Genomic DNA, 26,530 nt, shown 5'->3' with positions numbered 1-26,530 from the left:
GGGATCCGCGGCACCGGCCCCGGTCAGGTGATGTCGTCGTAGCGGGGCGGCTCGGGGGCGGTCCCGTTCGTCCCGGCACCCCCGGTGCGGCCGTTCCCCGCACCCGCGATGCCGCGGTCCGGGGCGACGACGGGGGCCCGGGTGGTCGACACCGGCGCGGGGGGTTCGATCCGGGACGGCCCCTCGAGCGGCGACGGCGTGGTGTCCAGCGGCGAGGGCTCGTCCGGGTCCAGGGAGTCCCAGCCCTCGGCGGCGCGGCGGCGGGCCCGGCGGCGGTCGGTGATCCGGCAGACCTGGATGGCGCCCTCGAACAGCAGCGTCAGCGCGAACGCCAGCACCAGCATCGAGATCGGGTCCTGGCCGGGCGTGGCGATCGCGGCGAAGCAGAACAGCCCGAAGATCAGCCCGCGCCGGGAGCGGCGGAGCAGGTCGTAGGACACGACCCCGGCCGCGTTGAGCGCGACGACCAGCAGCGGGATCAGGAAGCTGACCCCGAAGATGACGATCAGATTCACGACCAGCGAGAAGTACGACGTGCCGGTCAGCGCCGTCGTCTGGATCTCGCTACCGATGGTCAGCAGGAAGCCGAGCGCCTGCGGGATGATCAGGTAGGCGAGCACCGCGCCGGCGACGAACAGCACCGCGGCCACCGAGACGAAGCCCAGCGCGTAGCGGCGCTCCTTCCTCAGCAGGCCCGGGGTGATGAAGCCCCACAGCTGGTAGAGCCAGATCGGGCAGGCCAGGATCACCCCGGCCGTCGCCCCGACCTTCAGGCGCAGCATGAACTGGTCGAACGGGGTGGTGCCGAGCAGGGTGCAGGCGTTCGGGTCGGCCGTCAGCGACGCGCGCGCCGAGGGCGGCAGCGAGCAGTACGGCTCCTTGAGCAGCTCACCCAGGCTGGGGAAACCGAAGAACGAGACCTCGAACCAGATGTAGCCGAACACCGTCGTCACCACGATCGCGGCGAGCGAGATGCCGAGCCGGTTGCGCAGCTCGTAGAGGTGCTCGATCAGGGTCATGGTCCCGTCGGGGTTGAGCCTGCGCTTCCGACGGAACGGTGCCTTCACGGGATGGAGTGCCTCAGGCGGTCGGACCGGCGGGCCGGTCGGTGGCCTGCGCCGGCGGCTGCTGCGGCGTCTGCTGCGGGGCCGGGGCGGTCTGCTGCGGCGCCGGTGCGGCGGCGGGCAGCTCCTGGGCGGGCTTGGGCTCCTCGGCCTGCCGGCTGCGGGCGTCGTCGTCCTTGAGGCCCTTCATCTCACCCTTGAACACACGGGCGGACTGACCGACCGACCGCGCCATCTCGGGGAGCTTCTTCGCGCCGAACAGCAGGAGCAGAACGGCGATGATGATCAGCCACTCGTAGCCACCGGGCATGGGTCCACCTCGCGTCGATCGGGCCGGGTCGACACCGAGTGTAGACACGGGCGAATCGGTCGCCCGGCCCCCCCGTCCTGGGACGTGGCTCCGGTCACCCGGTGTTCACGCCGCCGTCGTCATCCTGTCGCATTCCCCCTCTCGGGGGTTGCGGGGTGACTCAGGGTGATGCGTCGGCGATCCGGAGGGCCTCGCGGGCCCGTTCGCGCACCGCCGTCGCCAGCTCCGGGGGCTCGACGATGCGGGCCGCGCCGCCGAGCCCCAGCACGAGGCGGACCAGCCAGTCGTCGTCGGCGAAGCGGAGCAGCACCCGCAGCCGGTCGTCGCCGCCCGCCGCGGCGGGCACCGGGTCCGGCGCGCCGGGCGGCGGGTCGCCCTCGACCAGCTCACCGGCGCCGGTGCGCACCTCGTCGACCGGGTAGTACTCGGCGACCCAGTGCGCGTCCGGGCCGAGTTCCAGGACCGCGTACCGGTGCTCGGCGCGCGGGCTGAACAGCCCGTGCGAGACGTCGACGGGCCGGGCCTCGGGATGGGCGCGGGCCGGTTCGTCGAGCTCCTCGGCCTGCTCCACCCGGTCCAGGCGGAACATCCGCACGTCCTCGGCGCGGCGGCACCACGCCTCCAGGTAGCCGCGCCCGCCGCTGACCACCAGCCGCATCGGGTCGACGTCGCGGCGCGACACCGCGTCACGGCCCGCGGTGAAGTAGACGATGCGCAGCGCGCGCCCGCGGTCGAGCGCCCGGCGCACGACCGCGGTGGTGTCGCGCTCGCCGATCCCGGACTCGACGGTGACCAGACCGCCCGGACCGGCCGCCTCCCCCACCGCGGCCTCGACCTTCGCGATGGCCCGCCCGACGGCGTCGGAGTCGACCACCCCGGCGGTCTGGTGCAGCATCCGCAGCGCCACGAGCAGCGCGGTCGCCTCGGTGGTGGTCAGGCGCAGCGGCCGGGTCAGCCCGGCGTCGAAGACGACGTCGACGGTGTCCCCGGCGAAGGACAGGTCGACCAGGTCACCCGGCCCGTAACCGGGCAGCCCGCACATCCACAGCAGCTCCAGGTCCTTGCGCAGCTGCCGCTCGTCGACGCCGAAGTCCGCGGCGGCCTCGGCGACCGGTACCCCGGGGTGCGCCCGCAGGTAGGGCACCAGCGACAGCAGCCGGGGCAGGCGCTGGGCGACGCCCTGGCGGCTCACGTGCGGGTCCTGAGGGCATCGGCACCGAGCGCGGCCTCCCACAGCTCGCGCACCGCGCGGGCCAGCTCCGGCGGGTCGAGGACGGCGACGTCCGGGCCGTGCCCGGCCAGCCACCGCGCGACGGTGCCCCGGTCGCGCAGGTCCAGCTCGATCTCCACGCCCGGCCGTCCGGCGTGCTCGCGTGGCCCGCGCTCGCGGCCGGTGCGGCGCAGCCCGGCCGCGCGGCCCGCCGCGACCCAGACCCGTGCGGTGCCCGACACCGGCTGCGGTCCCGCCGAGGCACGCACCAGCGCCCGCAGGTCGACACCGTCGGGCACGGTGACCGCGCCCTCCGGTCCGACGGCACGCACCGGGCCCTCGACGCGGGAGAGCCGGAAGCAGCGCACGTCGTCGCGGTCGCGGTCGTGGCCCACCAGATACCAGCGGCCCCGGAACGACACCACGCCCCAGGGCTCGACGGTCCGCCGCACCAGCTCCCCGGTGGGGCCGCCGCGGCGGTGGTCGAAGGTGACCACGCGGCCGGTGCGCACCGCGCCCAGCAGCGGCGCGAGGGCCGGCTCACCCGCGGCGGCGCCCGGCCGGATCGCCGCGGCCGGGGTCTCGGCGACCTCGACGCCCGCGGCGCGCAGCTTCACCAGCGCCCCGTGCGCGGCGCCGGCCAGCTCCGGGGAGTCCCACAGGTTCCCGGCCAGCGCGACGACGGTCGCCTCGTCCGGGTCGAGGTGGATCTCGCCGAGCTCGTAGTCGGCCCGGGCGATCCGGTAGCCCTCGACGGTGTCGAAGACCGAGTTGTGGCCGGTCTCCAGGGGCACGCCCAGCTCGCGCAGCTCGGCCTTGTCCCGCTCGAACATCCGGAAGAACGCCTCGTCGCCGGTGCCGTCGGCGTAGCCGGGGACGATCGACCGGATCCGCTCCGCGGACAGGTACTGGCGCGTCGACATCAGGCAGAGCACCAGGTTGACCAGTCGCTCGGCGCGGGCGGAGGACACGACGGGCATCGTAGCCAGGCCGGACGGGACGGATCGGGCGCCCCGGGCCGCGGGCACCCGGGACCGCGCCGGGGTGTCTCATCCTGCGACAGGGTCGTTGACGGCGACGCGCGTACGGAAAAGGCTCGACCCCGGGTGCGGCGCCGCGGCCGCACCGGCACGTGGAGGTGGCGCATGTCCGGTGAGCAGGAGACGTTCAACCCGTGGACCGTGGTGAACCTGGTGTTCCACCACCTGGCCGACCAGGGTCTGCACCCGGTGCTCGGGGAGACCGGGGACCCGGCCGCGGCCGCGACCGGGCTGCTGCGGTCGATGGGGATCGCCCCGGCGCCGGAGAAGGCGGGCCCGGCCGACCCGGAGGTACAGGACGAGCTGGCCGAGCTGCGCCGCCGGATCATGCCCGGGATCGAGTGATCCGGCACCGGTGATCTAGTTTGCGCTCCGCACCGGACGGACCGGTCCGCGAGGAGGGGCGCCGATGGAGCAGCAGGCCGAGCGCGCGATCGTGCAGCGGCAGCTCGAGGAGCTGCACCGGGCGGTCGGGAGCCCCGGCGGGGTGCCCGACGGGCGGGTCGTCGCGTACTACCCGCCGTCGATGGCCGGGCAGGCGCAGCTGTTCGGGCTGGCCGCCACCGACATCGAGGGCACCCAGTGGGAGGTCGGCGACGCCGGGGTCCGCTTCCCGTTGCACTCGATCTCCAAGGTGTTCACCTACGGCCTGGCGCTGGAGGACAACGGCCGCGAGGAGGTCCTGCTGCGGGTCGGGGTCGAGCCCTCCGGCGACCCGTTCAACTCGATCAGCTTCGACGAGGTCAACCACCGCCCGTTCAACCCGATGATCAACGCGGGGGCGCTGGTCGCGGTGAACCTGGTGCACGGCGCCACCAAGGAGGAGAAGGTCGAGCGGCTGCTGACCCGGCTGCGGATCTACGCGGGCAACCCCGACCTGGCCGTCGACGAGGACATCCTCGCCGAGCAACTGGTCTCCAACGACCGCAACGTCGCGCTGTCCTACCTGATGCGCAGCCTGGGGATGCTGCACGGCAACATCGAGGACAACCTGTACGTCTACCTGGCGGCCTGCTCGGTGACCGTCACCGCCGCGGAGCTGTCGACGATGGCGGCGACCCTGGCCCGGGGCGGGGCGAACCCGTTCACCGGGGTGCCTGCGCTGCCGCGGAGCTACACCCGTGACGTGCTCAGCGTGATGAGCATGTGCGGCATGTACGACGCCGCCGGGCAGTGGGCCTACGAGGTCGGCATCCCGGCCAAGTCGAGCGTGTCCGGGGCGATCCTGGCGGCGATCCCGGACGCGATCGGGGTCGGCGTCTACTCCCCCGGGCTGGACCGGCACGGCAACTCGGTGCGCGGGATCGCGGTGTGCCGGGAGCTGTCCGACCGGTTCGGGCTGCACGTGTTCGCCGACCCGTCGGAGTCGCGGCTGGGCCGGATCGTGCGCCCGGGCCGGCGGGAGGAGGCGACCGAGATGTACCCCTCCGGCGACGGCTGGCTGCCCGACGGGCTCTAACGATCCGGCGCGGCGGACGAGTCCTCTGCGGGACATCGTCGTCGACACCGGGAGCAGGGCACGCATGGCCACGTTGGACGTCGTCGCGGACCGGGCGCTGCGCCGGGCCGGGGCCATCCGGTTCCACCGCCGCCACCGCGGGGAGGCGGCGGCGCTCCTCGCCGCGATCGAGGCCGAGCGCGGTCCGTCCGCCCCGGCGACGGCCCGGGCGTGCGACGCCTGGGCCGGCGACGTGCTGGGCTGGCGCGGCTACGCCCCCTGGCTGCGGGTCTACGCCGCGGTGGCCGGGGAGTTCCGGGAGGGCTGGATCCCCGACAACTACTACGGCCGGGTCGTGCTCCCCGCGGTGCAGGGGCCCTACGGCGAGGTCTCGAAGCTCAAGCCGCTGTCGCGGCGGCTGCTGCGGTCCGACCTGTTCGCCGACGTCGCCTACTGGGTCAACGGCGGCCTCTACGACCGCGACCTGCGCCACCTCGACCGCGCCGGGCTCGCGTCGGTGCTGTTCGCCGGCTCGGACCGTGCGGTGTTCAAGTCCGACGACTCGATCCAGGGCGCCGGGGTGCGGGTGCTGCACCGGTCGGGGTTCGACCCCGACCAGCTCGGCGGGCTGCCGTCGGGGGTGTTCCAGAGCTGGGTCGACCAGCACCCGCTGCTCGCGGGGTTCACCCCGGGCTCGGTGGCGACGATGCGGGTCACCACCGTCGTGACCGACGACGGCGTCGCCTCGGTCCGGGCCGCCTACCTGCGGTTCGGGCGCGCCGCCGACACCCACGTGCGCTCCGCCAGCCACGTGCGCGTCGCCGTGGACACCACGACCGGCCGGCTCGCCGACCACGGCCTGACCCCGCGCTGGACGCGCGTCGACGCCCACCCCGACTCCGGCGCGGGGTTCACGGGGACCACCGTGCCGGGCTTCGACGGGTGCGTCGCGGCGGTGCTGGAGCTGCACCGGGGGATGCCGTTCGCGCGCTGCGTGGGGTGGGACCTGGCCGTCGACGCCGACGAACGGCCCGTCGTACTGGAGTGGAACGCCGGACACAACGACATCAAGTTCTCCGAGGCCACCCAGGGCCCCTGCTTCGCGGACATGGGCTGGGAACGGCTGTGGCGACCCGCGGCCCGGATCCCGGCCCCGCGGCGGCCCGGCCCGTAGGTTCGGTCGCCGGACGCCCCCGGCCGGGGGACGACGCTCCGGTGGCATGGCCGAGCCGGGCCCGGGGAATCCGGGTGCGGCCGCCCCGCGGGGTCCGGCACCCTGCGGGACATGGACACCTACCGGCGACCCGACGTGCCGGCCGCCGTGTTCCACGACGCCACCGGCACGGTCGTCCCGCACGGGAGCCGCTGGGGTCCGGACGGCCCGCCGGAGGACAGCTACTCGGTGGTGACCCACTCCGAGCGGTTCCGGCCGCTGCACACCGTCGCCGACGCCGTCGTCGCGCACCTGGCCGCCCGTTACGACGTCGATGTCGAGCACGAGGACGCCCCCGCCCGGGACGAGCCGGGCGCGGTCCGGGTGGCGACGCTGCGCCCGCGCGACCCGGACGCGGCCACGGTGACGCTGGTGTGGACGGATTTCCCGGGCGTCGTCGTCCGGGCCGGGCACCTGCTGTCCGCGCACCTGCCGCCGTGCGGGTGCGACGCCTGCGACGACACCTGGTCGCAGGTCGCCGACGAGCTCGAGCACACCGTGGCGGCGGTCGTCGCCGGGACGTTCCGGGAGTGGTGCACCCGTCGCGACGGCGTCACGTGGGTCGGGCACGCGCTCGGACCGCACCGCGGCAGGTCGTCGTCCGGGGAGACCGTCGCCGACGCCACGTCCGACGGCCGTAGGGCGACCGTGTGCGCCGGCCCGGGTGACGCTCCGGTCGTGTGGGCGACCTGGCCGCTGCGCCACACATGAGCCGCGCGCTCGCTACGGTGCGACCGGACACCCCCGACGAAAGGGACACCGATGGTCGCGCAGGCCGAACGCGAACTGGTCCAGCAGCAGTTCGAGGACCTCCGCAGCACCTGCACCGCCGGCAGCGGGATCCTGCTGCCCGGCGAGGAGGTCGTCAGCTACTACCCGCCCGAGATGGAGGCCCGGGCCGAGGAGTTCGGCCTGGCCGGTACGAACGTCGACGGCACGCAGTGGCAGGTCGGCGACTGCGACGTCCGCTTCCCGCTGCACTCGATCTCGAAGGTCTTCACCTACGGGCTCGCGCTGGAGGACAACGGCCTGGCCGAGACGCTGCGCCGGGTCGGGGTCGAGCCGTCGGGGGACCCGTTCAACTCCATCTCCTTCGACGAGACGCACCACCGCCCGTTCAACCCGATGATCAACGCGGGGGCGCTGGTCGCGGCGAACATGGTCAAGGGGGCCACCAAGGAGGAGCGCGCCGAGCGGCTCCTGGAGCGCAACCGGGTCTACACCGGCAACCCGTCGCTGGAGATCGACCGCGCGGTCCTCGACGAGCAGCTGGTCTCCAACGACCGCAACCTCGGGCTCAGCTACCTCATGCGGAGCCTGGGCATGCTGCACGGCGACATCGACGACACCCTCTACGTCTACCTCGCCGCCTGCTCGATCACGGTCACCGCACCGGAGCTGTCGGCGATGGGCGCCACGCTGGCCCACGGCGGGGTCAACCCGCTGACCGGGGAACGGGCGCTGCCCCGCGAGCACCTGCGCACGGTGATCAGTGTGATGAGCATGTGCGGGATGTACGACGCCGCAGGCGAGTGGGCGCACGACGTCGGCATCCCGGCCAAGAGCGGGGTGTCCGGCGGGATCATGGGGGTGCTGCCGAGCTGGTTCGGGCTGGGGGTGTACTCCCCCGGCCTGGACCGGCACGGGAACTCGGTGCGCGGCGTCGCGGTCTGCCGGGAGCTGTCGTCACGGTTCGGGCTGCACGTGTTCGCCGATCCGGAGGAATCGCGGTTCGGCCGGATCGCCCAGCCCGACTGAGCCGTACCCCGGGGTGGGTGTCCACCCACCCCGGGGCCGCGGTCAGAGCGAGGCGATCAGGCGGTCCACCCGCTCGTCGACGGCACGGAACGGGTCCTTGCACAGCACGGTGCGCTGGGCCTGGTCGTTCAGCTTCAGGTGCACCCAGTCGACGGTGAAGTCCCGCCCGGCGGCCTGCGCGGCGGCGATGAAGTCCCCGCGCAGCTTCGCCCGGGTCGTCTGCGGCGGGGTGTCCTTGGCGGCCTCGATCTCGCCGTCGTCGGTGACCCGGTCGACCAGCGCCTTGCGCTGCAGCATGTCGAACAGACCGCGACCACGGCGGACGTCGTGGTAGGCCAGGTCCAGCTGGGCGACGCGGGCGCTGGACAGCTCCAGGTCGTGCTTGGCCCGGTAGCGCTCCACCAGCCGGTGCTTGATCGCCCAGTCGATCTCCCGGTCGATCTTGGACAGGTCCTGGGACTCGACGGCGTCGAGGGTGCGGCCCCACAGCTCGACCACGCGCGCCATCGCCGGGTCCGGGTGCCCGGTCGCCTCCAGGTACTCCACGGCGCGGGCGTGGTACTCGCGCTGGATGTCCAGCGCGGAGGCCTCCCGGCCGCCGGCCATCCGCACCGGGCGGCGCCCGGTGAGGTCGTGGCTGATCTCGCGGATCGCGCGGATCGGGTTGTCCAGGGTGAAGTCCCGGAACTGGACGCCGGCCTCGATCATCTCCAGCACCAGGGTGGCCGACCCGACCTTGAGCAGGGTCGTCACCTCGGACATGTTCGAGTCGCCGACGATCACGTGCAGCCGCCGGTAGCGCTCGGCGTCGGCGTGCGGCTCGTCGCGGGTGTTGATGATCGGCCGGGACCGGGTCGTCGCCGAGGAGACGCCCTCCCAGATGTGCTCGGCCCGCTGGGACAGGCAGTAAACGGCGCCGCGCGGGGTCTGCAGGACCTTCCCGGCACCGCAGATGAGCTGGCGGGTGACCAGGAACGGCAGGAGCACGTCGGCGATCCGGGAGAACTCGCCCTGCCGCGCGACGAGGTAGTTCTCGTGGCAGCCGTAGGAGTTCCCCGCGGAGTCGGTGTTGTTCTTGAACAGGTAGATGTCCCCGCCGATGCCCTCGTCGACCAGGCGCCGCTCGGCGTCGACGAGCAGGTCCTCGAGGATCCGTTCACCGGCCTTGTCGTGCGACACGAGCTGGGTCAGCGAGTCGCACTCCGCCGTGGCGTACTCGGGGTGCGACCCGACGTCGAGGTAGAGACGGGCACCGTTGCGGAGGAAGACGTTGGAGGACCGGCCCCACGACACCACCCGGCGGAAGAGGTAGCGCGCCACCTCGTCCGGGGACAGTCGGCGCTGCCCGTGGAAGGTGCACGTGACACCGAACTCCGTCTCGACCCCGAAGATCCGACGCTGCATGCCGTTCAGGGTAGGCGCCCGACCCCCTCTACTGTCACGACTGTGAGTGGATGGTTCGAACGCGTCGCCCGCAGGTCCCGTCGTCTGGACCGCGGGGTGGACTCGGTCTCCCGGGCCGACCGGGCGGTCACCGAGTTCATCGCGAGCCGTCCGCCGAGCCGGGTGGACACCTCGCTGCGCCGGCTCACCCGCACCGCCGACCACAGCGTGCTGTGGTTCACCATCGCGGCGCTGATGGCGGTGCGCCGCGGCGCCGGGCGCAAGGCGGCGATGCGCGGGATCGCGTCCATCGCGCTGACCAGCCTCACCGCGAACGCGCTGCTCAAGCCGTTGCTGCCGCGCCGGCGGCCGGCCGCGGCGGAGCTGCCCGTCTACCGGACGGTGGCCGACCCGCCGTCGTCGTCGTCGTTCCCGTCGGGGCACGCCGCCTCGGCCGCGGCCTTCGCGACCGCGGTGGTGATGGAGAACCGCCGGGCCGCACCGGTCGTGGTGCCGCTGGCGGCGCTGGTCGGCTGGTCCCGGGTGCACGTGGGCGTGCACTGGACCTCCGACGTGCTCGTCGGGGCGGCGATCGGCACCGGCGTGGCGAAGCTGACGAACCGCTGGTGGCCGGTGCGTCCCAGCGACGAGGCCCGCGCCCGCCCGATCGACACCGTCCCGGTCCTGCCGCAGGGCGAGGGCCTGGTCATCGTCTCGAACCCGTTCTCCGGGCCACCCGACCAGGACGTGTCCGAGGAGGTCCGCGAGCGGCTGCCCGCGGCGCACCACCTCGTCGTCGGTGACGGGGTGAAGGTCGAGGACATGCTGACCGACGCGCTCGAGGAGCGCGGGACCTGGGTGCGCGCGGTGGGCGTCGCGGGCGGGGACGGCACCGTCGCGACCGCCGCCGCGGTCGCGGACCGGCACGGGCTGCCGCTGGTCGTGGTGCCGGGCGGGACCCTGAACCACTTCGCCCGCGACGTCGGTGTCTACGACACCCAGGAGGCCGTCGACGCCACCCAGGCCGGCGAGGCCGTCGCGGTCGACCTGGCCCTGGTCGAGGCCCATCCGGGCCGCCTGGACGATCCCGAGGACGTCTCGGTCACCCGCACCCGCTACTTCATCAACACCGCGTCGATCGGCTCCTACCCGGAGCTGGTGCGGCTGCGCGAGCAGTGGCAGCCGCGCTACGGCAAGTGGCCGGCGTTCGCCGCGGCACTGATCACGGTGCTGCAGCGCTCGGAGAAGATCTCGGTCCGGCTCGGGGACCGCTGGTACAAGGTCTGGTTCCTGTTCGTGGGCAACGGCCCGTACCACCCGCGCGGCGCAGTGCCCGCCTGGCGGCCGACGCTGGACTCGGGCCTGCTCGACGTCCGCTGGCTGCGCGCCGACGTGCGGTTCTCCCGGCTGCGGGTCGTCCTCGCGCTGATCCTGGGGGCCCTGGGGCACAGCCGGGTCTACCACCAGCGGGAGGTGCCCAGCCTCGACGTCGAACTGCTGGAGCCGAGCATGCTGGCCACCGACGGCGAGATCGTCGAGGAGGCCGGGCGCTACACCTTCCGGGTCGCCGAGAAGCCGATCCCGGTCTACCGCCGCGACGAGGACCGCTGGACCGGGCGGGACCGCCCGTTCCAGGGATGAGCGGCGTGCCGGCGGGAGGCACCGTGCTGCTGCGGTCGGTGCGGCCGCTGCGGCCCGGCTGCGACGGCCTGGGCGACCCCGTCGACGTGCTCCTGGACGGCGGCCGGGTGCGCGCCGTGGGCGCCGGGCTCGACCCGGGCGGCGCCGAGGTGGTCGGGTGCGACGGGCGGGCGCTGCTCCCCGGACTGTGGGACCACCACGTGCACATGGCGCAGTGGGCGCTGGCCCGCCGCAGGCTCGACGTGTCCGGCGCCCGCTCGGCCGCCGACGCCGTGGCACTCGTCGCGGCCCGGATGGCGACCGCACCGCCCGCCGCCGGTGAGGTGCTGGTCGGGTTCGGGTTCCGCGACGCGCTGTGGCCCGACGAGGCGCACCGCTCGCTGCTCGACCCGGTCACCGGTGACACCCCGGTCGTGCTGGTGTCCGGGGACCTGCACCAGGGGTGGCTCAACGGCGCCGCGCTGGCCCGCTTCGGGCACGGCGGGCACCCGACCGGCCGGATCCGGGAGTCGGAGTTCTTCGCCGTCGTCTCCCCCGCGCTCCAGGACGCACCGACCGAGGCCCTCGACGGGTTCGTCGCCGACGCCGTCACCGCGGCCTCGGCGCGCGGGGTGGTCGGCGTCGTCGACTTCGAGGCGCCGTGGTCGCTGCCGGACTGGCGGCGCCGGATCGCCGGCGGCACGACCGGGCTGCGGGTCGAGGCGTCGGTGTGGCCCGACCGCCTCGACGACGCCCTGGCCACCGGGCTGCGCAGCGGCGACGTCGTCGAGGGCACCGGGGGCCTGCTCACCGCGGGCCCGCTGAAGGTGATCACCGACGGGTCGCTCAACACCCGCACCGCCTACTGCTACGACCCCTACCCCGCGCCGCCGGAGAACCCCCTCGAGCACCCGTGCGGGCTGCTGCTGGTCCCGCCGGCACAGCTGCGGCCGCTGCTGGCCCGGGCGCACGCGGCCGGCCTCACCGCGGCCCTGCACGCCATCGGCGACCACGCCAACACCCTGGTCCTCGACGCGTTCGCCGGGACCGGCGCCCGCGGGCGGGTCGAGCACGCCCAGCTGCTCACCGCCGACGACGTGCCCCGCTTCGCCGGGCTCGGTCTGGTCGCGAGCGTGCAGCCCGAGCACGCCCTCGACGACCGCGACGTCGCCGACCGGCTCTGGGCGGGCCGCACCGGCCGGGCGTTCGCGTTCGCGACGCTCCACCGCGCCGGGGCCCGCCTCGCGCTCGGCTCCGACGCCCCGGTGGCGCCGCTGGACCCGTGGATCGCGCTCGCCGCGGCCGTGCACCGCACCGCCGACGACCGGGACCGCTGGCACCCCGAGCAGGAGATCGACCGGGCGACCGCGCTGGGTGCGTCGTTCGGGGTGGTCGACGGCTCGGCCGCCGCGGTCGTCGTGGGCGCGCCCGCCGACCTCGTGCTGACCGACGCCGACCCGACCTCCTGCGACCCGGCGACACTGCGGGCCATGCCGGTCGCGGCGACGCTCGTCGGCGGCCGGTTCACCCACCGCGCCGGTGTCTGACCCGGGGGTGCACGAGCGGGTCGGGCTCCCGGGCGGGCCGCTGGACCTGCTGCGTCCCGCCGACCCGGAGGCCGTCGCGTTCGACCCGGTCGCCGTCGGCGAGGGTGTGGAGGAGCTGCACCCGCCGCACTGGGCACGGCTGTGGCCGTCCGGGCGGGCGCTGGCGACGGCGCTGGACGACGCCGGTCCCGACCTGCTGGCCGGACGCTCGGTGCTGGAGCTGGGCTGCGGGCTGGGTCTGCCGTCGCTGGTGGCCGCCCGGGCCGGGGCACACCCGGTGCTCGCGACCGACCGCTCGCCCGTCGCACCGGGGTGGGTGGCGGCGACCGCGCGCCGCGCCGGGCTGCGGGTCGCGACGGCGGTCGCCGCGTTCGACGGCACCGGCGACGCCCTCACCGGCCGCGGCTGGGACCTGGTCCTGGCCGCCGACGTGCTCTACGGCGCGGCCGCCGCGGACGCGCTCACCGCGCTGCTGCCGCGGGTGACCGGCCCGGACGGGCAGGTGTGGCTGGCCGACCCGGGGCGCCCCGAGGCACCGCGCTGGCTCGACGCGGCCCGGGAGACCTGGACGGTCACATCCGGCAGACTGCCGGGCGGGGTGGACCTGCACGTCCTGCGCCGCCCCTGACCGTCCGGCCGGGGGCGGCGCAGGTGCGGATGCCGTCGCACCGGCCGGCTGCGATCATGGCCGGTGCACCGTGCAACGTCCTCCGGAAGGGGTCCCGCCATCCTCCGCCTGCCTCGGGCCGCCGCCTTCGCCTGCCTGGCCGTGACGTTCGCCGTGGTCATGCTCGGGGCGACGATGCCGACCCCGATGTACGCGCTCTACCAGCGCGAGCTCGGGTTCTCCCCCACCGTCCAGACCGTGATCTTCGCGCTCTACGCGGTCGGTGTGCTCGCCGCGCTGCTGGTCACCGGCCGGTGGTCGGACCAGCTGGGGCGGCGACCGGTGCTGCTGGCCGGGGTGGCGCTGTCGCTGGCGTCGAGCCTGGTGTTCCTGGTCGCGGGTCCGGTGTGGGTGCTGCTGGTGGGTCGGCTGCTGTCCGGCTTCTCGGCCGGGATCTTCGCGGGGGCGGCGACCGCCGCGGTCATCGAGGCCGCGCCGGAGTCCTGGCGCGAACGCGGGGCCGCGGTCGCGACCGTCGCGAACATCGGCGGGCTCGGGCTGGGCGCGGCGCTCGCCGGGGTGGCCGTGGAGTACCTGCCCGCGCCGCTGCACCTGTCCTTCGCGGTGCACGCGGTCGCCGTCGCGCTGTGCGGGCTGCTCGTGCTGGGCGCCCCGGAGACGGTGACCGGGCGGCCCGCGCACCCGGCCTTGCGGCCGCAGGTCCCCGAGGTGCCGCCCGCGGTGCGCGCCGTGTTCGTGCCGGCGGCGACGGCCGGGTTCGCCGGGTTCGCGGTGCTGGGCCTGTTCACCGCGCTGTCCCCGCGGATCGTGTCGGACCTGATCGGGATCCCGAACCATGCCGTCGCCGGGGCGATGTCGCTGCTGCTGCTGGGCGCCTCGGTGCTCGCGCAGCTCGCGGTCCGCACCGCGCCCACCGAGCGGGTCCTTGCCCTGGGCTGTGTGCTGCTGGCGGCCGGTCTCGCGCTCGTCGCACTGTCGGTGGCGCAGGGGTCGATGGCCGAGCTGGTGGCCGGCGCGGTGGTCGCCGGGGCCGGTCAGGGCATGACGTTCTCCAAGGGCCTGGCCGCGGTGAACGCGCGGGTGGAGGCCCACCAGCGGGCGGGGACGACGTCGTCGTACTTCGTGGTGGTCTACGTGGCGATCTCGCTGCCGGTCGTCGGGCTGGGGGCGTCGAGCCAGGCGTGGGGACTGCGGACCGCGGGGATCGTGTTCTGCGTCGCGGCCGCGGTGCTCGCGCTGCTGGCGCTGGCGGCGCTGCTGGTCATCCAGCGGCGCGACGCGCGCGCGTCCGTGTGAGCCTCACCGGTAACCGGTCGTGTCGGCGGGCCGTCCCGCGTCCTGGACCTCGGTGACGTAGCGCCAGGCGTCGGGCCGGGACCCGTCGACGTCGTCGACCCCGTAGACCCGCCCGAGCTCGCCCGAGGAGGTGGAGCGGCCGTTCCAGCGGTGCCGGTCGGGGTCGGCGGCCAGCGCGGCGATCCCGCGGCCGACGAACCGCGGGCTCTCCGAGATCGCGAAGTGCGGCTCGGCCACGCACGCGTCACGCCAGGTGTCGGCGGTGACCCCGAACTGCTCCAGCATGATCTCCGAGCGCAGCCAGCCCGGGGTGACGGCGACCGCGGTCCCACCGTGCCCGCGCAGCTCGTGCGCCCAGGACCGGGCCAGCCGGATGGGCGCGATCTTGGCCAGGTCGTAGAAGACGTTGAGCCGGTAGTGCTCGGCGTTGTAGGCCTCGGTGCCGTCGGTGACCTCGACGACGAGGCCGCCGGGTGTGCGGGAGAGCAGCCCCAGGGCGTGGTGGGCGGTGACGAGGTGGGTCTCGACCGCCAGGCGCAGCGTGCGCAGCCCGTTGTCCAGGTCGTGCTCCCAGACCGGGACGTCCCACTCGACCATCATCTCGCCGCCCCAGATGTCGTTGACCAGCACGTCGAGCCGGCCGTGGTCGCGCTCGACCCGCGTCACCAGCGCCCCGACCGCCCCGGGGTCGAGGTGGTCGGTGGGCACCGCGATGCCGGTGCCGCCCGCGGCGGTGACGAGATCGGCGGTGTCCTCGATCGTCTCCGGCCGGTCGTACTCCGACCGGGCCGCGCGGGTACTGCGGCCGGTGCAGTACACGACCGCGCCGGCCGCGCCCAGCTCGACCGCGATCCCCCGCCCGGCGCCGCGCGTCGCTCCCGCCACCAGCGCCACCCTGTCCCTCAGGTCCGTCATACCGGCCAGCGTCGCAGGGACCGGATTGTTTGTAAACGAGCATTCGGTTATGTTCGCCGGAGCCGATCCGAGCCGACGAGGGGACCGACTGCCGGCATGTTCGAGACGACCACCGAGATCACCGACCTCCAGCGGCTGCTGGACGCCTCCGTCTCCGGAGCCGGGGACCACCTGCGCAGCATCGTCACCCCCGGGGAGCGGACGCTGACCGCCGAGCAGCTCGTCCGGGTCGCCACCGGGATCTGCACCCTGGCGCTGGCCACCACCACGCGGCGCGGCGAACCCCGGGTCAGTGGTGTGGACGGACACTTCCTGCACGGCGCGTGGGTCGTCGGCACCGACCCCGGCGCCGTGAAGGCACGTCACCTCGCGGACCGCCCCGCGGTGAGCGCCGCCCACCTGCGCGGCGACGACCTCGGGATCTTCACACACGGGACCGCGCACCCGCTCAACCCGGCCGGCGCACCCGCGCACCCCCTGTGGCCCGCGACCCTCGACCACCTGCAGCGCTGCTACGGACCGGAGGGGTTCGTCTGGGACGAGGTCGTCTTCTACCGGATCGAGCCGACCTGGATGGTCGCCTACAGCCCCGACCCGGCCGGCCTCGCCGGGTCCGCGGCGTCGACGGCGCCGCCCGCCTGAGAGGGTGAGCCGTGCCCCGTCGCAAGCAGGTCCCCGACGCGGACGTCCTCGACGCCGCCCTCGACGTGCTGCACGCCCGCGGTCCGCAGGCGCTCACCTTCGCCGCGCTCGCCGGGGCGAGCGGGCTCGCCCCGGCGACGCTCGTGCAGCGCTTCGGCGGCAAGTCCGACCTGCTGCGCCGGACCCTGCTGCACGCGTGGGACCGGCTCGACCGCGCGACCTCCCGGAGCGGGGCCGAGGCGGAGCGCACGCCGGAGGGCGCCGTCGCGTTCCTGGTCGGGCTGTCGGGGCAGTACGGCGGGATCGACAGCTACGCCGACGCGCTGCTGGTCCTGCGCGAGGACCTCCTCGACCCCGACGTACGACGACGGGGCGCCGCCTGGCGACAGGCGCTCACCGACGTCCTGGACGCCTGCCTGGCCGGCACCCCGGGCGCCCCGGACGGCGCCGGCGCGCTCCTGGCGACCCACTGGCAGGGCACCCTGCTGTGGTGGAGCTTCGACCCCCGGCTGCCGGTGGCCGAGCACGTGGAGCGGGAGCTGACCCGGTTCGTGGCCGCGGTGCTCACGCCTCCGGCAGGTTCTGCACGTGCCGGAACCCGAACCGGCCCTTGATGCACAGGTGCCCGTGGGTGACCGAGTGGTCCGCCGGGCTGGTGACGTTGACGATCTCGCCCCGCTGCACGTGCAGCTCCAGGTTGCAGCCGACCCCGCAGAACGAGCAGATCGTCGTCGTGACGGTCTCCTCGTCGGGGTGCCAGTCGCCTGCCTCGCGGCGGTCGTGCTCGGCGACGGACTTCAGCGCCCCGGTCGGACAGACCCCGATGCAGTTGCCGCAGTAGACGCAGGCCGACCCGGGCAGCTCGACGTCGTGCTCGGTGGCGATGCGGGCATCGAACCCGCGGCCCGCGGCGGCGATCGCGAAGGTGAACTGGGCGTCGGTCCCGCAGGCGTTGACACACTTGTAGCACATGATGCACCGGGAGTAGTCCCGCACGTAGAGCTCGTTGTCGATCTTCACGGGCTGGGCGACCGTCGCCCGGGTCGCGCCGTCGGGAGCCGGGTGGTGCCCGGCGTGGCGGCGGTCGCGCTCCCCCGCCGCGGCCGGCGGCGCGGGCGGACCGTAGCGGTCGGGGTCGACGCCGTAGTCGGTCATCCAGCGCGCCACGTCGGCGCTCGCCTGGGTCATGTCCACCGACGACGCCAGCAGTTCCAGGACCATCCGGCGGCTGTGCCGGACCTTGTCGGTGTCGGTCCGCACCTCCATGCCGTCCTCGCAGCGCCGCGCGCAGGAGGGCACCAGCGCGCGGGAGCCCTCGACCTCGACCACGCAGACCCGGCAGGCGTTGATCGGGTCCATGTTCGGCGCCCAGCACAGGGTGGGGGTGTCGGCCTGGGCGGGGGAGCCCTCGCGGTGCAGGGCGTCGAGGATCGTCGCGTCCTCCGGGACACGGACCTCGGTGCCGTCCAGGGAGACGGTGACGGTGCGCCGGATCGCGCCGAGCATCACCGGGCCGCCGGCGAGCCGTTCGGCCGGTCCGGGACCGGAGCCCGCCGGGTCGGCGACGGTCACGCCGACCGCGCCGGCCCCGTTCGTGCGGTGCAGGGCGGCGACGCCCTCGCCCGCGCCGGGGCCGCCGCCGGGGGTGCCGTCGCCGGACGACGCGTCGGCCTCGGGTGCGCCGTCGACCTCCCCGGCCCGGGGTGCCCGCGAGCCGCCGCCCGGCCCCATCGGGCCCTTCCCGCTGGTCGTGGTCATCGACGCCCTCCGTGTCCGTTCGACGAGTGCGACGGCGCCGCGATCAGCCCCAGGTCGAGTGCGGAGGCGACGGCCGACGGCGCGGTCTGCCCGAGCCCGCAGATCGACGCGTCGCGCATGACCCGCGCGAGGTCGTCGAGCAGGGCCAGCTCGGTCTCCCGCGACCCGAGCGGGGCACCGCGTTCCAGCCGGGCCAGTGCCTCCTCCTGGCGGACCGTCCCGACCCGGCACGGCACGCACTGCCCGCAGGACTCGTCGCGGAAGAAGGCCGCGATCCGGCGGAGGGTGGCGGTGAGGTCGGCGCGGTCGTCGAACACGAGCACGACACCGGACCCGAGGGTGGCGCCGATGTCGCGGGCCCCCTCCAGGGTGAGGGGCACGTCGAGGTCCTGCGGGAGGACGAACCCGCCCGCGGCGCCGCCCAGCAGCACGGTGCGCAGCGTGCCGCGGGTGCCCCCGGCGAGGTCGAGCAGCTCGCGCAGGGTGGTGCCGAAGTCGACCTCGTACACCCCGGGGGCGCCGACGGCACCGGAGACGCAGAACAGCTTGGACCCGGTGGACCGGCCCCCGCCGACCGAGGCGAAGGCCCCGCCGCCGATGTTGAGCACCTCCAGCACGTTGTAGAGGGTCTCGACGTTGTTGATCGCGGTCGGCTTCCCGAACAGCCCCGAGGTGGCCGGGAACGGCGGCTTGTTCCGCGGCTCGCCGCGGTAGCCCTCGATCGACTCCAGCAGCGCGGTCTCCTCACCGCAGATGTAGGCGCCCGCGCCGCGGCGCAGGTCGATGTCGAAGGCGAAGCCCTCCCCCATGACGTCGTCGCCGAGGTGGCCGCGCGCCCGGGCCGCGGCGATCGCGTCCTGCAGCCGGCGGGTCGCCAGCGGGTACTCGCCGCGGATGTAGAGGTGCCCGACGGTGGCGCCGGTGACGTAGCCGGCGATCGTCATGGCCTCGACCAGCCCGAACGGGTCGCCCTCCATGAGCACCCGGTCCTTGAAGGTGCCCGGTTCGGACTCGTCGGCGTTGCAGACGAGGTGGTGCGGACGCTCCGGGGACTGCGCCACACCCTCCCACTTGACGCCGGTGGGGAACGCCGCGCCGCCGCGCCCGGTGAGCGAGGCGTCCTTCAGCTCGGCGATGACCCGGGTGGCGCCGAGGCGGACCGCGCGGCGCAGGGCCGCGTAGCCGCCGCGGGCGCGGTAGTCGTCGAGCGAGGTGGGGTCGACGACGCCGACCCGGCGCAGCAGCCGCAGGTGTTCCCCGGTCCGGGTCTGCGGGGCCGAGACGGTGGTGTCGGCGAAGGCCCGGTCGGCGTCGGCCGCCTGCTCCCCGGCCGGGTCGGCGGGCGCGTGCGCCGCGGCGAGGACGGCCTGCGGGGTCGCGGGGGCCTGGGACAGGTCGGGTTCGCCCGCGCGCTGGTGCAGCACCGCGGGTGCCCGCTCGCACAGTCCCAGGCAGGGGCTGCGCACCACGCAGGCGCGCCCGCCGTCGAGGTCGCGCTCCAGCGCCGCGACGATCTCCTCGCCGCCGGACGGGCCGCACGCCACGTCGTCGCAGACGTGCACCACCCGCGGGGCGCGCGGCTCCACCGAGAACATCGCGTAGAAGGTGGCGACGCCGTACACCTCGGCCGGCGGGACCTGCAGCGTCCGCGCGACGTGGTTCAGCGACCCCTCCGACAGCCAGCCCGCCGCGTCGTGCACCGCGTGCAGCAGTGGCAGCAGCAGGTGGCGCCGCGAGCGGGCGGCGTGCCCGGCGTGCGCCGACCGGGTCGGCCGGTCCCCGGCCGTGGCGTCCGCGGCGGTGGGGGCGAGCAGCCCGAACGCGGCGTCGATCGTGTCCCGTTCGGCCGCGGTCGGTGCGGCGGTGGAGATGTGGAGATCCATTCACAGCCTCTCGATCCGCACCGCGGTCGCCTTGAACTCCGAGGTCCCCGACTTGGGGTCCCAGGCGTCGTTGGTGAGGACGTTGACGTCGACCTGCTCGGTGAAGTGCGGGGTGAACGACGCCAGCCCCGGCCGCAGCGACCGGTCGACCCACACCGGCGCCTCGACACTGCCGCGACGGCTGGTGACCCGCACCCGGTCGCCGTCGGTGATGCCGAGTGCGGCGGCGTCGGCCGCGTCGATGCGCAGCGACTCGCGGCGGCGCAGCGGCGAGGCGTAGCCGCCGGTCTGCACCCCCGAGTTGTAGGCGTCGAGCAGCCGCACGGTGGTGAGCCGGATCGGATACTCCTCGGTGAGCTCGTCGGCCGGTGGGACGTGCTCGACCGGGGTGAACGGCGCCGGCGCGCCGCGCTCGTCCGGGTCGTCGGCCCACAGCCGGGTGTGCATCAGCGGGGTGCCCGGGTGGTCCTCGGCGGGGCAGGGCCACTGGATGCCGCCGAGGGTGTCGAGGCGGTCGTAGCTCATGCCGTGGTGCCAGTTCAGCGACACCGAGCGCAGCTCGTCCCACACCTGCTCGGCGGTCGGCTCGCCCCAGTCGTGCCCGAGGCGCTGCGCGACGCCGCAGATGATGTGGGTGTCGGGGCGGGCCAGGCCCGGCGGGTCGAGGGCCTTGCGGACCCGCTGGACGCGGCGCTCGGAGTTGGTGACGGTGCCCTCGTACTCGCACCAGTCCGCGGCGGCGGGCAGCACGACGTCGGCGAGCTCGGCCGTGGCGGTGCGGAAGATGTCCTGGACGACGAGGTGGTCGAGGGAGGACAGCAGGTGCCGGGCGTGGGTGGCGTCGGCCTCGGACTCGGCCGGGTTCTCCCCGATGCAGTACAGCGCGCTCATCTGGCCGGCCTCCATCGCCTCGAACATCTGCGACAGGTGCCTGCCGGGACGGTCGGGGAACTCCGTGCCGCCGTAGACGGCGTGGAAGCGGGCGTGCGCCTCGGCGTCGGACACGTCGTAGCCGCCGGGCAGCTTGGCCGGGATGGCGCCCATGTCGCCGCCGCCCTGCACGTTGTTCTGTCCGCGCAGCGGCACCAGGCCGGAGCCGTAGCGGCCGACGTGCCCGGTCAGCAGCGCGAGGTTGATCAGCGCGAAGACGTAGTCGGCGGCGTTGTGGTGCTCGGTGATGCCCAGGGTCCAGCAGATCTGGGCGCGGTCGGCGCGGGCGTACGCGTGCGCCAGCTCCCGGATCGACGACGCCGGGACCCCGGTGATCTCCTCGGCGCGCTCGAGCGTGTACGGCTCCACCGCGGCCCGGTAGTCCTCGAACCCGCTGGTGGAACGCTGCACGAACGCGTGGTTGACCAGTCCGGCGTGGATGATCTCGCGGCCGACCGCGTTGGCCAGCGCGATGTCGGTGCCCACGTCGAGACCGAGCCACGAGTCCGCCCAGTGCGCGGTGGAGGTGTGGCGCGGGTCGACCGAGAACATCCGGGCGCCCTTGCGAATCCCCTGCAGCACGTGGTGGAAGAAGATGGGGTGCGTCTCGCGGGCGTTACTGCCCCACAGGACGAGGAGGTCGGCGTTCTCCGCCTCGACGTAGGCGGAGGTGCCGCCGCCGGCACCGAACACTGCCGTCAGACCGACGACGCTGGGAGCGTGTCAAGTGCGGTTGCAGCTGTCGACGTTGTTGCTGCCCATCACCGCCCGGGCGAACTTCTGCGCGACGTAGTTCATCTCATTCGTCGCCTTGGAGCAGCTGAACATGCCGAAGCGGTCGCCCGGGACACCGGCGAGCCCGGCCGCGGCACGGTCGAGGGCCTCGTCCCAGGACGCCGGGCGCAGCACCCCGTTCTCGCGGACCAGCGGCTCGGTGAGGCGGACGTGGCGGGGGCGGAAGCCCCGGCGCGATCCCTGCGGGCGGGTGGCGGTCATCGTCGACCTCCGGGGTGGTGGTGACCTTCGGCCCCCGCACCGTAGCAAGGTCGAGACCCCCGTCACACCCCTTCGAGCTCGTCGCCGGTCACCAGCGGGAACCACGGCGGCAGCGGCCCCGTCCCGCCCGCGACGGCCACCGGGCGCCCCAGCTCCCCCGCCGTGCGGGCGCGGACGGTGCGGATCACGCCCCCCTCGACCAGCCGCACCGCGGGCAGCGGGCGGGCCCGGGCCGCGGCCAGCTCGGCGGGGGTGTTGACGTTGGTCAGCGACGCCAGGTCCGGGTCGAGGCGGGCCAGCACCGGGTCGCTGCGCAGGGTCTGCTCGCCGATCCGGCGCACCGCGACCCGGTCGAACAGCGACGGCGGGCGGCCCTGCCCGGCCGCGGTCAGCCCGTCGATCACCGGGGCGAGTGCGGTGGCGTAGGCGGCGGCGAGCGGCTGGTGGTGCCCGAACGCCTCGGGCAGCGCGACGTCGTGGTCCCCGCGCAGATCCAGCACGCGGGCGACGAAGGCGGGGTGCAGCAGCGGCAGGTCGACCGACGCGACGAACGCCGCCTGCGCCCGGCCCGCGACGGCGGCCAGCCCGGCGCCGATCGCGGGCAGCGGGCCGAGCCCGGGTACCGGGTCGTCGACGACCTCGGTGCCCGGCGGCAGCTCCGGCAGCTCCTGCCCGGCGGCACGCACCACGACCAGCGGCCCGTCCACCGCCCGGCCCAGTACGGCGACGGTGCGGGTCAGCAGCGCCGCCCCGTGCCAGTCCAGCGACGCCTTCGCCGTCCCCATCCGCGAGGACGCACCGCCCGCCGGCACGATTCCCGCCCCCGGCCGCCGACCCCCGTACCCGCGCACGTGACCGATCCTCCTCCTACCCTGGGGGGTGGACAGCGGGAGGGGATCGGAATGGGACGGCTCACCGTGCGGCGCCCGGTGCTGCACCTCAACGGGGACGGCAGCACCCGCTCGCGGCCGGACACCCTCGTGGCCGAGGAGCCGCTGGAGCTACGCGTCGGGGGGAAGGCGCTGTCGGTGACGATGCGCACCCCCGGCCACGACGTGGAGCTCGCGCACGGGTTCCTGCTGACCGAGGGTGTGATCGGCTCCGGGCTGGACCTGGCCGGGGCCCGCTACTGCAACTCCGTCGACGAGCAGGGCCGCAACACCTACAACGTGCTCGACGTCGACCTGGCCGAGGGCGTCGCCCCGCCGGACGCGTCGGTGGAGCGGAACTTCTACACCACCTCGTCGTGCGGGGTGTGCGGGAAGGCCTCGCTGGACGCGGTGAAGCTCAAGACCCGCCACTCCCCGGCGGCGGACCCGCTGCGGATCGACCGGGAGCTGCTGCTGGAGCTGCCCGACCGGCTGCGCGAGCACCAGAAGGTGTTCGGCTCCACCGGCGGGCTGCACGCCGCCGCCCTGTTCGACGCCGACGGCGGCCTGCTCGCCGCCCGCGAGGACGTGGGCCGGCACAACGCGGTGGACAAGGTGCTGGGCCGGATGGTGATGGACGGCCGCGTGCCCGCCGCCGGCACCGTGCTGATGGTGTCGGGACGGGCGTCGTTCGAACTGGTGCAGAAGGCCGTGATGGCCGGGGTGCCGATGCTCGCGGCGGTGTCGGCGCCGTCGTCGCTGGCCGTCGAGCTGGCCGAGGAGTCCGGGATGACCCTGGTCGGGTTCCTGCGTGGGCGGACCGGCAACGTCTACACCGGGGCCGAGCGCATCGACCTGTAGGGCCGGGAGGTGCGTCAGGCCCGTGGCGTGAGCGTGGCCCAGGCCCGCTCGTGCCGGTCCACCACCCGGCGCAGCCGCCCCGCGGTCCCGGCCGGACCGACCAGCGCGGCGACGGTGGCGACCACCAGCGCGCAGCCCGCGACCTGCCACCCGGTCAGGGTCTCCCCGAGCACCAGCATGCCGAGCACCACCGACAGCACCGGGTGCACCAGCAGCAGCGCACCCGCGGTGCCCGGCGCCAGCCCGGCCGAGCCGCGCCCGATCAGCACCCAGGACACCACCTGCCCGGCCAGGGCCAGCACGATCAGCCAGGCCCACGTCGTCGCGGGCAGCGCGACCACGATCCCGCCCCCGGCGACGCCGACGATCCCGCAGGTCACCCCGGCCCCGACGGTCGCCAGCGCGACCGGGGTCACCAGGTGACGCGGACGGCCCCGCGACACCGAGCGGTTCAGGTGCAGGAAGCCGGCGTAGGCGACCCCGGCGAGGGTGCCGAGCACCGCACCTCGCACCGGCTCCGGTCCACCGGCCCCGGCGCCGAGCACCCCGCCGGCCAGCGCGATGCCGCCCAGCAGCAGCGGCGCCGCGTACACCAGCCGGCGCGGGACCCGCTCCCCCGCGACGACCCAGGCGATCAGCGGCAGCGCCAGCACCTGGATGTTGAGCACCACGTTCGCGATCCCGGCGCCCGCGTCGAGCACCGCGCGGGTCCACAGCAGGAAGTCCGCCCCCAGGAACACCCCGGACAGCAGGGACCAGCCGACCGTCGCGAGCGGGAGGCCGCCCGCGCGGCGGTACTCGGCCAGTGCCCACGGCCCCAGCACGACCAGGGCGAGCACGCACCGCCAGACCGACGCCGTCGCCGGGTCGGCGCCCGCGAGCGCGACGAGGATGCCGGTCCAGGCCAGGACCGAGGCGCCGGCGACGAGGAGGAGGGCGGAGTGCGGATCGGGGGTGGTGCGTACGTTCACCCGTTCCACGATCCCCGCCGACACCGCGAAGCTCCAATGATTGTTCCTACCTGGTACCGCTAAGCTGTGCTGTGTGATCTCCTGGGACCGGCTGCGCGTGTTCGACGCCGTCGCCGAGCACGGCTCGGTCGGCGCCGCCGCGGCCGCGCTGCACATCACCGGTCCCGCAGTGACCCAGCAGCTGCGCAAGCTCGAACGCGAGACCGGCACCCGGCTCGTCGAACCGGACGGGCGGGGCATCCGGCTCACCGCGGCCGGGCACGTGCTGGCCGGGCACGCGGCCACCGCGGCGGCGACCGTCGCCGGCGCCGAGCGCGACCTCGCCGCCCTGCACGACGACGCCGCCGGACCCCTGCGGATCGGCTCGGTCGCGAGCGCCCTGCGGACACTGCTGCCCGAGGTCATCGACGGCCTGGCCGCCGCGCACCCCCGGCTGGTCCCCACCGTCGACGACGGCGAGGTCGTCGACCTGCTGCCCGCGCTGCAGAACCGCGACCTGGACGCGGTGCTCATGGAGAGCTGGACCCAGCGTCCGGCCCGGCTGCCCGCGGGGATCCGGGTGACCGCGCTGGCCACCGAGCCCGCGATGCTCGCCGTCCCCGCCGACGACCCGCTCACCGGGCCCGACCCGGTGCCGCTGCGCACCCTGGCCGGACGGGTGTGGGCGTCGGGCCCGATCGGGACCGAGCCGTACGAGGCGCTGCTGCAGCTGCTGCGCAGCGCCGGGTTCGAGCCGGACATCCGCTACCGGGTCGGGGACTTCTCCACCCAGCTGTCCCTCGTCCGGGCGCGGCTCGCGGTCGCGCTCGTGCCGGCGATGGCGGTGGCGGGCTCGGCGGTGCCCGGAGGCACCGGCCCGGTCCCCGCCACCGCCGACGACGGCGTCCGCCTGCTGACCTGCCGGCCCGCGGCGGGCCGCTCCCTGGTCCTGGCCACCCGCGGGTCCGACGCCGACCTCCCCGCCCTGCGCGCCCTCGTCGACGGCCTGCGCACCGCGGCGGCCCGCATCTCCCCCGCCTGACCCCCGCGTCCGCAGCCACACCCCCTGGCCGCCTCCCACACCCGTCGCAACGGGTGTGGGAGCCCGGAACCGGGTGTGGGTCCGGTCAGGCGAGCATGTCGCGCACCATCGGGATGACCCGCGTGCCGTACAGCTCGACCGCGCGCAGCCGGGCGGACACCGGCTGCGGCCCGACGGTGTAGATCAGGTCGAAGCGCTGGGCGCCCAGCGAGCGGATCGAGTCGGCGATGCGGCGGGCCACCGTCTCGGGGGACCCGACGTGCAGCGCGCCGCCGGAGACCTCGGCCTCGAACCGGGCGCGGTCCAGCGGCGGCCAGCCGCGCTGGGCGCCGATCCGGTCCATCTGCGCCTTGTACGGGGCGAAGAAGATCTCCTTCGCCTCCTCGTCGGTGTCGGCGACGAAGCCCGGCGAGTGCATGCCGACCGGCTTCGCCGCGTGCCCGAACTGCTCGACGGCGCGGTGGTAGAGGTCGACGTAGGGCGCGAACCGTCCGGCCGGGCCGCCGATGATGGCGAGCATCAGGCCCAGGTCGTGGCGGGCGGTGCGGACCACCGACTCCGGCGAGCCGCCGACACCGACCCACACGGGTAGCCGGCGGCCAGTCGTCGGGAAGACCTCGACGCCGTCGAGCGCGGCGCGGGTGGCGCCCCGCCATGTCACCGGCTTCTCGTCGAGGAGCTGCACGAACAGCTCCAGCTTCTCCTCGAACAGCTGCTCGTAGTCGTTCATGGAGTAGCCGAACAGCGGGAAGGACTCGGTGAACGAGCCGCGACCCACGATGACCTCGGCACGGCCGTCGGACAGCGCATCGAGGGTGGCGAAGCGCTGGTACACCCGCACCGGGTCGTCCGAGCTGAGCACGGTGACGCCGGAGGACAGCCGGATCCGGGAGGTGCGGGTCGCGATCCCGGCGAGCACCGTCTCCGGGGTGGTGATGGCGTACTCGGGGCGGTGGTGCTCCCCCAGCGCGACGACGTCGACGCCGGCCCCGTCGGCCAGCACCACCTCGTCGACGACCTGGCGGATGGCCTGCGGGTGCGACAGCGGCGTGCCGTCGTCGCCCACCGGCACGTCGCCGAAGGTGTCCATGCCGAAGACGATGTCGCTCATCCGCTCCCCCAATATGGTTGATTCTTCAACCATCATGCCACGGAGGCGGACCGTGCGTGGACGGGG

25 protein-coding genes are annotated in these 26,530 nt (G+C 74.8%); 13 read left to right on the top strand and 12 right to left on the bottom strand.

Annotated elements, in window-relative coordinates; genetic code table 11:
* Window positions 1-23 precede the first annotated feature (23 nt).
* From tatC to ATL51_RS04340, 4 genes are all read right to left on the bottom strand, one after another.
* Window positions 24-1,019, bottom strand: coding sequence for a twin-arginine translocase subunit TatC (gene tatC / locus ATL51_RS04355; RefSeq protein ID WP_100880471.1), 996 nt, complete (start codon window positions 1,017-1,019; stop codon window positions 24-26).
* A gap of 61 nt (window positions 1,020-1,080) precedes the next feature.
* Entirely contained in the window at window positions 1,081-1,374 is a 294-nt protein-coding gene (gene tatA, locus ATL51_RS04350) for a Sec-independent protein translocase subunit TatA (protein ID WP_073574847.1), read from the bottom strand.
* Window positions 1,375-1,534: 160 nt separating this feature from the next.
* Window positions 1,535-2,566: a helix-turn-helix transcriptional regulator gene (locus ATL51_RS04345; protein ID WP_100877743.1), complete on the bottom strand. Its 1,032-nt coding sequence runs from the start codon at window positions 2,564-2,566 to the stop codon at window positions 1,535-1,537.
* A complete protein-coding gene (locus tag ATL51_RS04340) occupies window positions 2,563-3,555 on the bottom strand; it encodes a helix-turn-helix transcriptional regulator (RefSeq protein ID WP_100880470.1) in 993 nt (330 codons plus the stop codon). Before ATL51_RS04340 ends, ATL51_RS04345 begins: the two co-directional genes overlap by 4 nt.
* Before the next feature lie 174 nt (window positions 3,556-3,729).
* Here ATL51_RS04340 and ATL51_RS04335 point away from each other — a divergent pair, with 174 nt between their 5' ends.
* The 5 genes from ATL51_RS04335 (at window position 3,730) to glsA (ATL51_RS04315) (ending at window position 8,033) form a co-directional block, all read left to right on the top strand.
* On the top strand, window positions 3,730-3,969 hold the full coding sequence (locus tag ATL51_RS04335; protein ID WP_073574845.1) for a hypothetical protein: 240 nt from the start codon (window positions 3,730-3,732) through the stop codon (window positions 3,967-3,969).
* A 64-nt stretch (window positions 3,970-4,033) separates the two neighbouring features.
* Window positions 4,034-5,083 carry a glutaminase A gene (gene glsA / locus ATL51_RS04330; protein ID WP_073574844.1) on the top strand — a complete coding sequence of 350 codons (1,050 nt, stop codon included), beginning with the start codon at window positions 4,034-4,036 and terminating at the stop codon, window positions 5,081-5,083.
* A gap of 64 nt (window positions 5,084-5,147) precedes the next feature.
* Window positions 5,148-6,236: a sugar-transfer associated ATP-grasp domain-containing protein gene (locus ATL51_RS04325; protein WP_100877742.1), complete on the top strand. Its 1,089-nt coding sequence runs from the start codon at window positions 5,148-5,150 to the stop codon at window positions 6,234-6,236.
* A gap of 111 nt (window positions 6,237-6,347) precedes the next feature.
* A complete protein-coding gene (locus ATL51_RS04320) occupies window positions 6,348-6,986 on the top strand; it encodes a DUF6226 family protein (protein WP_100877741.1) in 639 nt (212 codons plus the stop codon).
* A gap of 51 nt (window positions 6,987-7,037) precedes the next feature.
* Window positions 7,038-8,033, top strand: coding sequence for a glutaminase A (gene glsA, locus ATL51_RS04315; RefSeq protein ID WP_100877740.1), 996 nt, complete (start codon window positions 7,038-7,040; stop codon window positions 8,031-8,033).
* A 42-nt stretch (window positions 8,034-8,075) separates the two neighbouring features.
* Here the strand turns inward: glsA (ATL51_RS04315) and pafA are convergent, their stop codons facing one another.
* Window positions 8,076-9,437 (bottom strand): Pup--protein ligase, encoded by a 1,362-nt coding sequence (pafA, locus tag ATL51_RS04310; RefSeq protein ID WP_073574841.1) that lies wholly within the window; start codon window positions 9,435-9,437, stop codon window positions 8,076-8,078.
* A gap of 42 nt (window positions 9,438-9,479) precedes the next feature.
* Between pafA and ATL51_RS04305 the strand changes: the two genes are divergently transcribed.
* From ATL51_RS04305 to ATL51_RS04290, 4 genes are all read left to right on the top strand, one after another.
* Window positions 9,480-11,057, top strand: a complete 1,578-nt coding sequence (locus ATL51_RS04305) for a phosphatase PAP2 family protein (RefSeq protein WP_301548886.1) — start codon at window positions 9,480-9,482, stop codon at window positions 11,055-11,057.
* A gap of 5 nt (window positions 11,058-11,062) precedes the next feature.
* Complete coding sequence (locus ATL51_RS04300; protein ID WP_301548885.1) at window positions 11,063-12,583, top strand: amidohydrolase; 1,521 nt, start codon at window positions 11,063-11,065, stop codon at window positions 12,581-12,583.
* Window positions 12,576-13,211, top strand: coding sequence for a class I SAM-dependent methyltransferase (locus ATL51_RS04295; protein WP_100877738.1), 636 nt, complete (start codon window positions 12,576-12,578; stop codon window positions 13,209-13,211). Before ATL51_RS04300 ends, ATL51_RS04295 begins: the two co-directional genes overlap by 8 nt.
* Before the next feature lie 63 nt (window positions 13,212-13,274).
* Window positions 13,275-14,507, top strand: coding sequence for an MFS transporter (locus ATL51_RS04290; RefSeq protein WP_301548884.1), 1,233 nt, complete (start codon window positions 13,275-13,277; stop codon window positions 14,505-14,507).
* Window positions 14,508-14,510: 3 nt separating this feature from the next.
* Here the strand turns inward: ATL51_RS04290 and ATL51_RS04285 are convergent, their stop codons facing one another.
* Window positions 14,511-15,422 (bottom strand): SDR family oxidoreductase, encoded by a 912-nt coding sequence (locus ATL51_RS04285; RefSeq protein WP_100877736.1) that lies wholly within the window; start codon window positions 15,420-15,422, stop codon window positions 14,511-14,513.
* Between the two features lie 96 nt (window positions 15,423-15,518).
* Here ATL51_RS04285 and ATL51_RS04280 point away from each other — a divergent pair, with 96 nt between their 5' ends.
* Complete coding sequence (locus ATL51_RS04280; protein WP_073574838.1) at window positions 15,519-16,064, top strand: pyridoxamine 5'-phosphate oxidase; 546 nt, start codon at window positions 15,519-15,521, stop codon at window positions 16,062-16,064.
* 11 nt (window positions 16,065-16,075) lie between these two features.
* Window positions 16,076-16,678 carry a TetR family transcriptional regulator gene (locus ATL51_RS04275; RefSeq protein ID WP_100877735.1) on the top strand — a complete coding sequence of 201 codons (603 nt, stop codon included), beginning with the start codon at window positions 16,076-16,078 and terminating at the stop codon, window positions 16,676-16,678.
* Here ATL51_RS04275 and ATL51_RS04270 read toward each other — a convergent pair.
* The 4 genes from ATL51_RS04270 to mobA all read right to left on the bottom strand — a co-directional run bounded on the left by ATL51_RS04270 (window position 16,629) and on the right by mobA (window position 22,443).
* Window positions 16,629-17,822, bottom strand: coding sequence for a 2Fe-2S iron-sulfur cluster-binding protein (locus ATL51_RS04270; RefSeq protein ID WP_246352622.1), 1,194 nt, complete (start codon window positions 17,820-17,822; stop codon window positions 16,629-16,631). The two genes, ATL51_RS04275 and ATL51_RS04270, sit on opposite strands and share 50 nt — an antisense overlap.
* Window positions 17,819-19,705, bottom strand: coding sequence for an NAD(P)H-dependent oxidoreductase subunit E (locus tag ATL51_RS04265; protein ID WP_073574836.1), 1,887 nt, complete (start codon window positions 19,703-19,705; stop codon window positions 17,819-17,821). The genes ATL51_RS04270 and ATL51_RS04265 overlap by 4 nt, the downstream gene beginning before the upstream one ends.
* A complete protein-coding gene (locus ATL51_RS04260; protein ID WP_100877734.1) occupies window positions 19,706-21,631 on the bottom strand; it encodes a molybdopterin oxidoreductase family protein in 1,926 nt (641 codons plus the stop codon).
* 62 nt (window positions 21,632-21,693) lie between these two features.
* On the bottom strand, window positions 21,694-22,443 hold the full coding sequence (gene mobA, locus ATL51_RS04255) for a molybdenum cofactor guanylyltransferase (RefSeq protein WP_301549230.1): 750 nt from the start codon (window positions 22,441-22,443) through the stop codon (window positions 21,694-21,696).
* A gap of 90 nt (window positions 22,444-22,533) precedes the next feature.
* Between mobA and fdhD the strand changes: the two genes are divergently transcribed.
* Entirely contained in the window at window positions 22,534-23,361 is an 828-nt protein-coding gene (gene fdhD / locus ATL51_RS04250) for a formate dehydrogenase accessory sulfurtransferase FdhD (protein ID WP_073574832.1), read from the top strand.
* 14 nt (window positions 23,362-23,375) lie between these two features.
* On the opposite strand, the gene ATL51_RS28000 is transcribed toward fdhD, so the two are convergent.
* Complete coding sequence (locus ATL51_RS28000) at window positions 23,376-24,332, bottom strand: DMT family transporter (RefSeq protein ID WP_167409959.1); 957 nt, start codon at window positions 24,330-24,332, stop codon at window positions 23,376-23,378.
* Window positions 24,333-24,405: 73 nt separating this feature from the next.
* On the opposite strand from ATL51_RS28000, the gene ATL51_RS04235 reads away from it, so the two are divergent.
* Window positions 24,406-25,353, top strand: a complete 948-nt coding sequence (locus ATL51_RS04235; RefSeq protein ID WP_167409958.1) for a LysR family transcriptional regulator — start codon at window positions 24,406-24,408, stop codon at window positions 25,351-25,353.
* A gap of 85 nt (window positions 25,354-25,438) precedes the next feature.
* Here ATL51_RS04235 and ATL51_RS04230 read toward each other — a convergent pair whose 3' ends face one another.
* On the bottom strand, window positions 25,439-26,464 hold the full coding sequence (locus ATL51_RS04230) for an LLM class flavin-dependent oxidoreductase (RefSeq protein ID WP_073574829.1): 1,026 nt from the start codon (window positions 26,462-26,464) through the stop codon (window positions 25,439-25,441).
* Between the last annotated feature and the right edge of the window lie 66 nt (window positions 26,465-26,530).

Source organism: Pseudonocardia alni (genome assembly GCF_002813375.1).
GTDB classification, from domain to species: domain Bacteria; phylum Actinomycetota; class Actinomycetes; order Mycobacteriales; family Pseudonocardiaceae; genus Pseudonocardia; species Pseudonocardia alni.
This window is presented reverse-complemented; position numbering and strand designations above follow the sequence as displayed.

Bases quoted from the DNA above. Each gene is read 5' to 3' on its own strand.
- tatC (WP_100880471.1), bottom strand. From the start codon at position 1,019: ATGACCCTGATCGAGCACCTCTACGAGCTGCGCAACCGGCTCGGCATC.
- tatA (WP_073574847.1), bottom strand. From the start codon at position 1,374: ATGCCCGGTGGCTACGAGTGGCTGATCATCATCGCCGTTCTGCTCCTG.
- ATL51_RS04335 (WP_073574845.1), top strand. From the start codon at position 3,730: ATGTCCGGTGAGCAGGAGACGTTCAACCCGTGGACCGTGGTGAACCTG.
- glsA (WP_073574844.1), top strand. From the start codon at position 4,034: ATGGAGCAGCAGGCCGAGCGCGCGATCGTGCAGCGGCAGCTCGAGGAG.
- ATL51_RS04325 (WP_100877742.1), top strand. From the start codon at position 5,148: ATGGCCACGTTGGACGTCGTCGCGGACCGGGCGCTGCGCCGGGCCGGG.
- ATL51_RS04320 (WP_100877741.1), top strand. From the start codon at position 6,348: ATGGACACCTACCGGCGACCCGACGTGCCGGCCGCCGTGTTCCACGAC.
- glsA (WP_100877740.1), top strand. From the start codon at position 7,038: ATGGTCGCGCAGGCCGAACGCGAACTGGTCCAGCAGCAGTTCGAGGAC.
- pafA (WP_073574841.1), bottom strand. From the start codon at position 9,437: ATGCAGCGTCGGATCTTCGGGGTCGAGACGGAGTTCGGTGTCACGTGC.
- ATL51_RS04285 (WP_100877736.1), bottom strand. From the start codon at position 15,422: ATGACGGACCTGAGGGACAGGGTGGCGCTGGTGGCGGGAGCGACGCGC.
- ATL51_RS04280 (WP_073574838.1), top strand. From the start codon at position 15,519: ATGTTCGAGACGACCACCGAGATCACCGACCTCCAGCGGCTGCTGGAC.
- ATL51_RS04270 (WP_246352622.1), bottom strand. From the start codon at position 17,822: ATGACCACGACCAGCGGGAAGGGCCCGATGGGGCCGGGCGGCGGCTCG.
- ATL51_RS04265 (WP_073574836.1), bottom strand. From the start codon at position 19,705: ATGGATCTCCACATCTCCACCGCCGCACCGACCGCGGCCGAACGGGAC.
- fdhD (WP_073574832.1), top strand. From the start codon at position 22,534: ATGGGACGGCTCACCGTGCGGCGCCCGGTGCTGCACCTCAACGGGGAC.
- ATL51_RS04230 (WP_073574829.1), bottom strand. From the start codon at position 26,464: ATGAGCGACATCGTCTTCGGCATGGACACCTTCGGCGACGTGCCGGTG.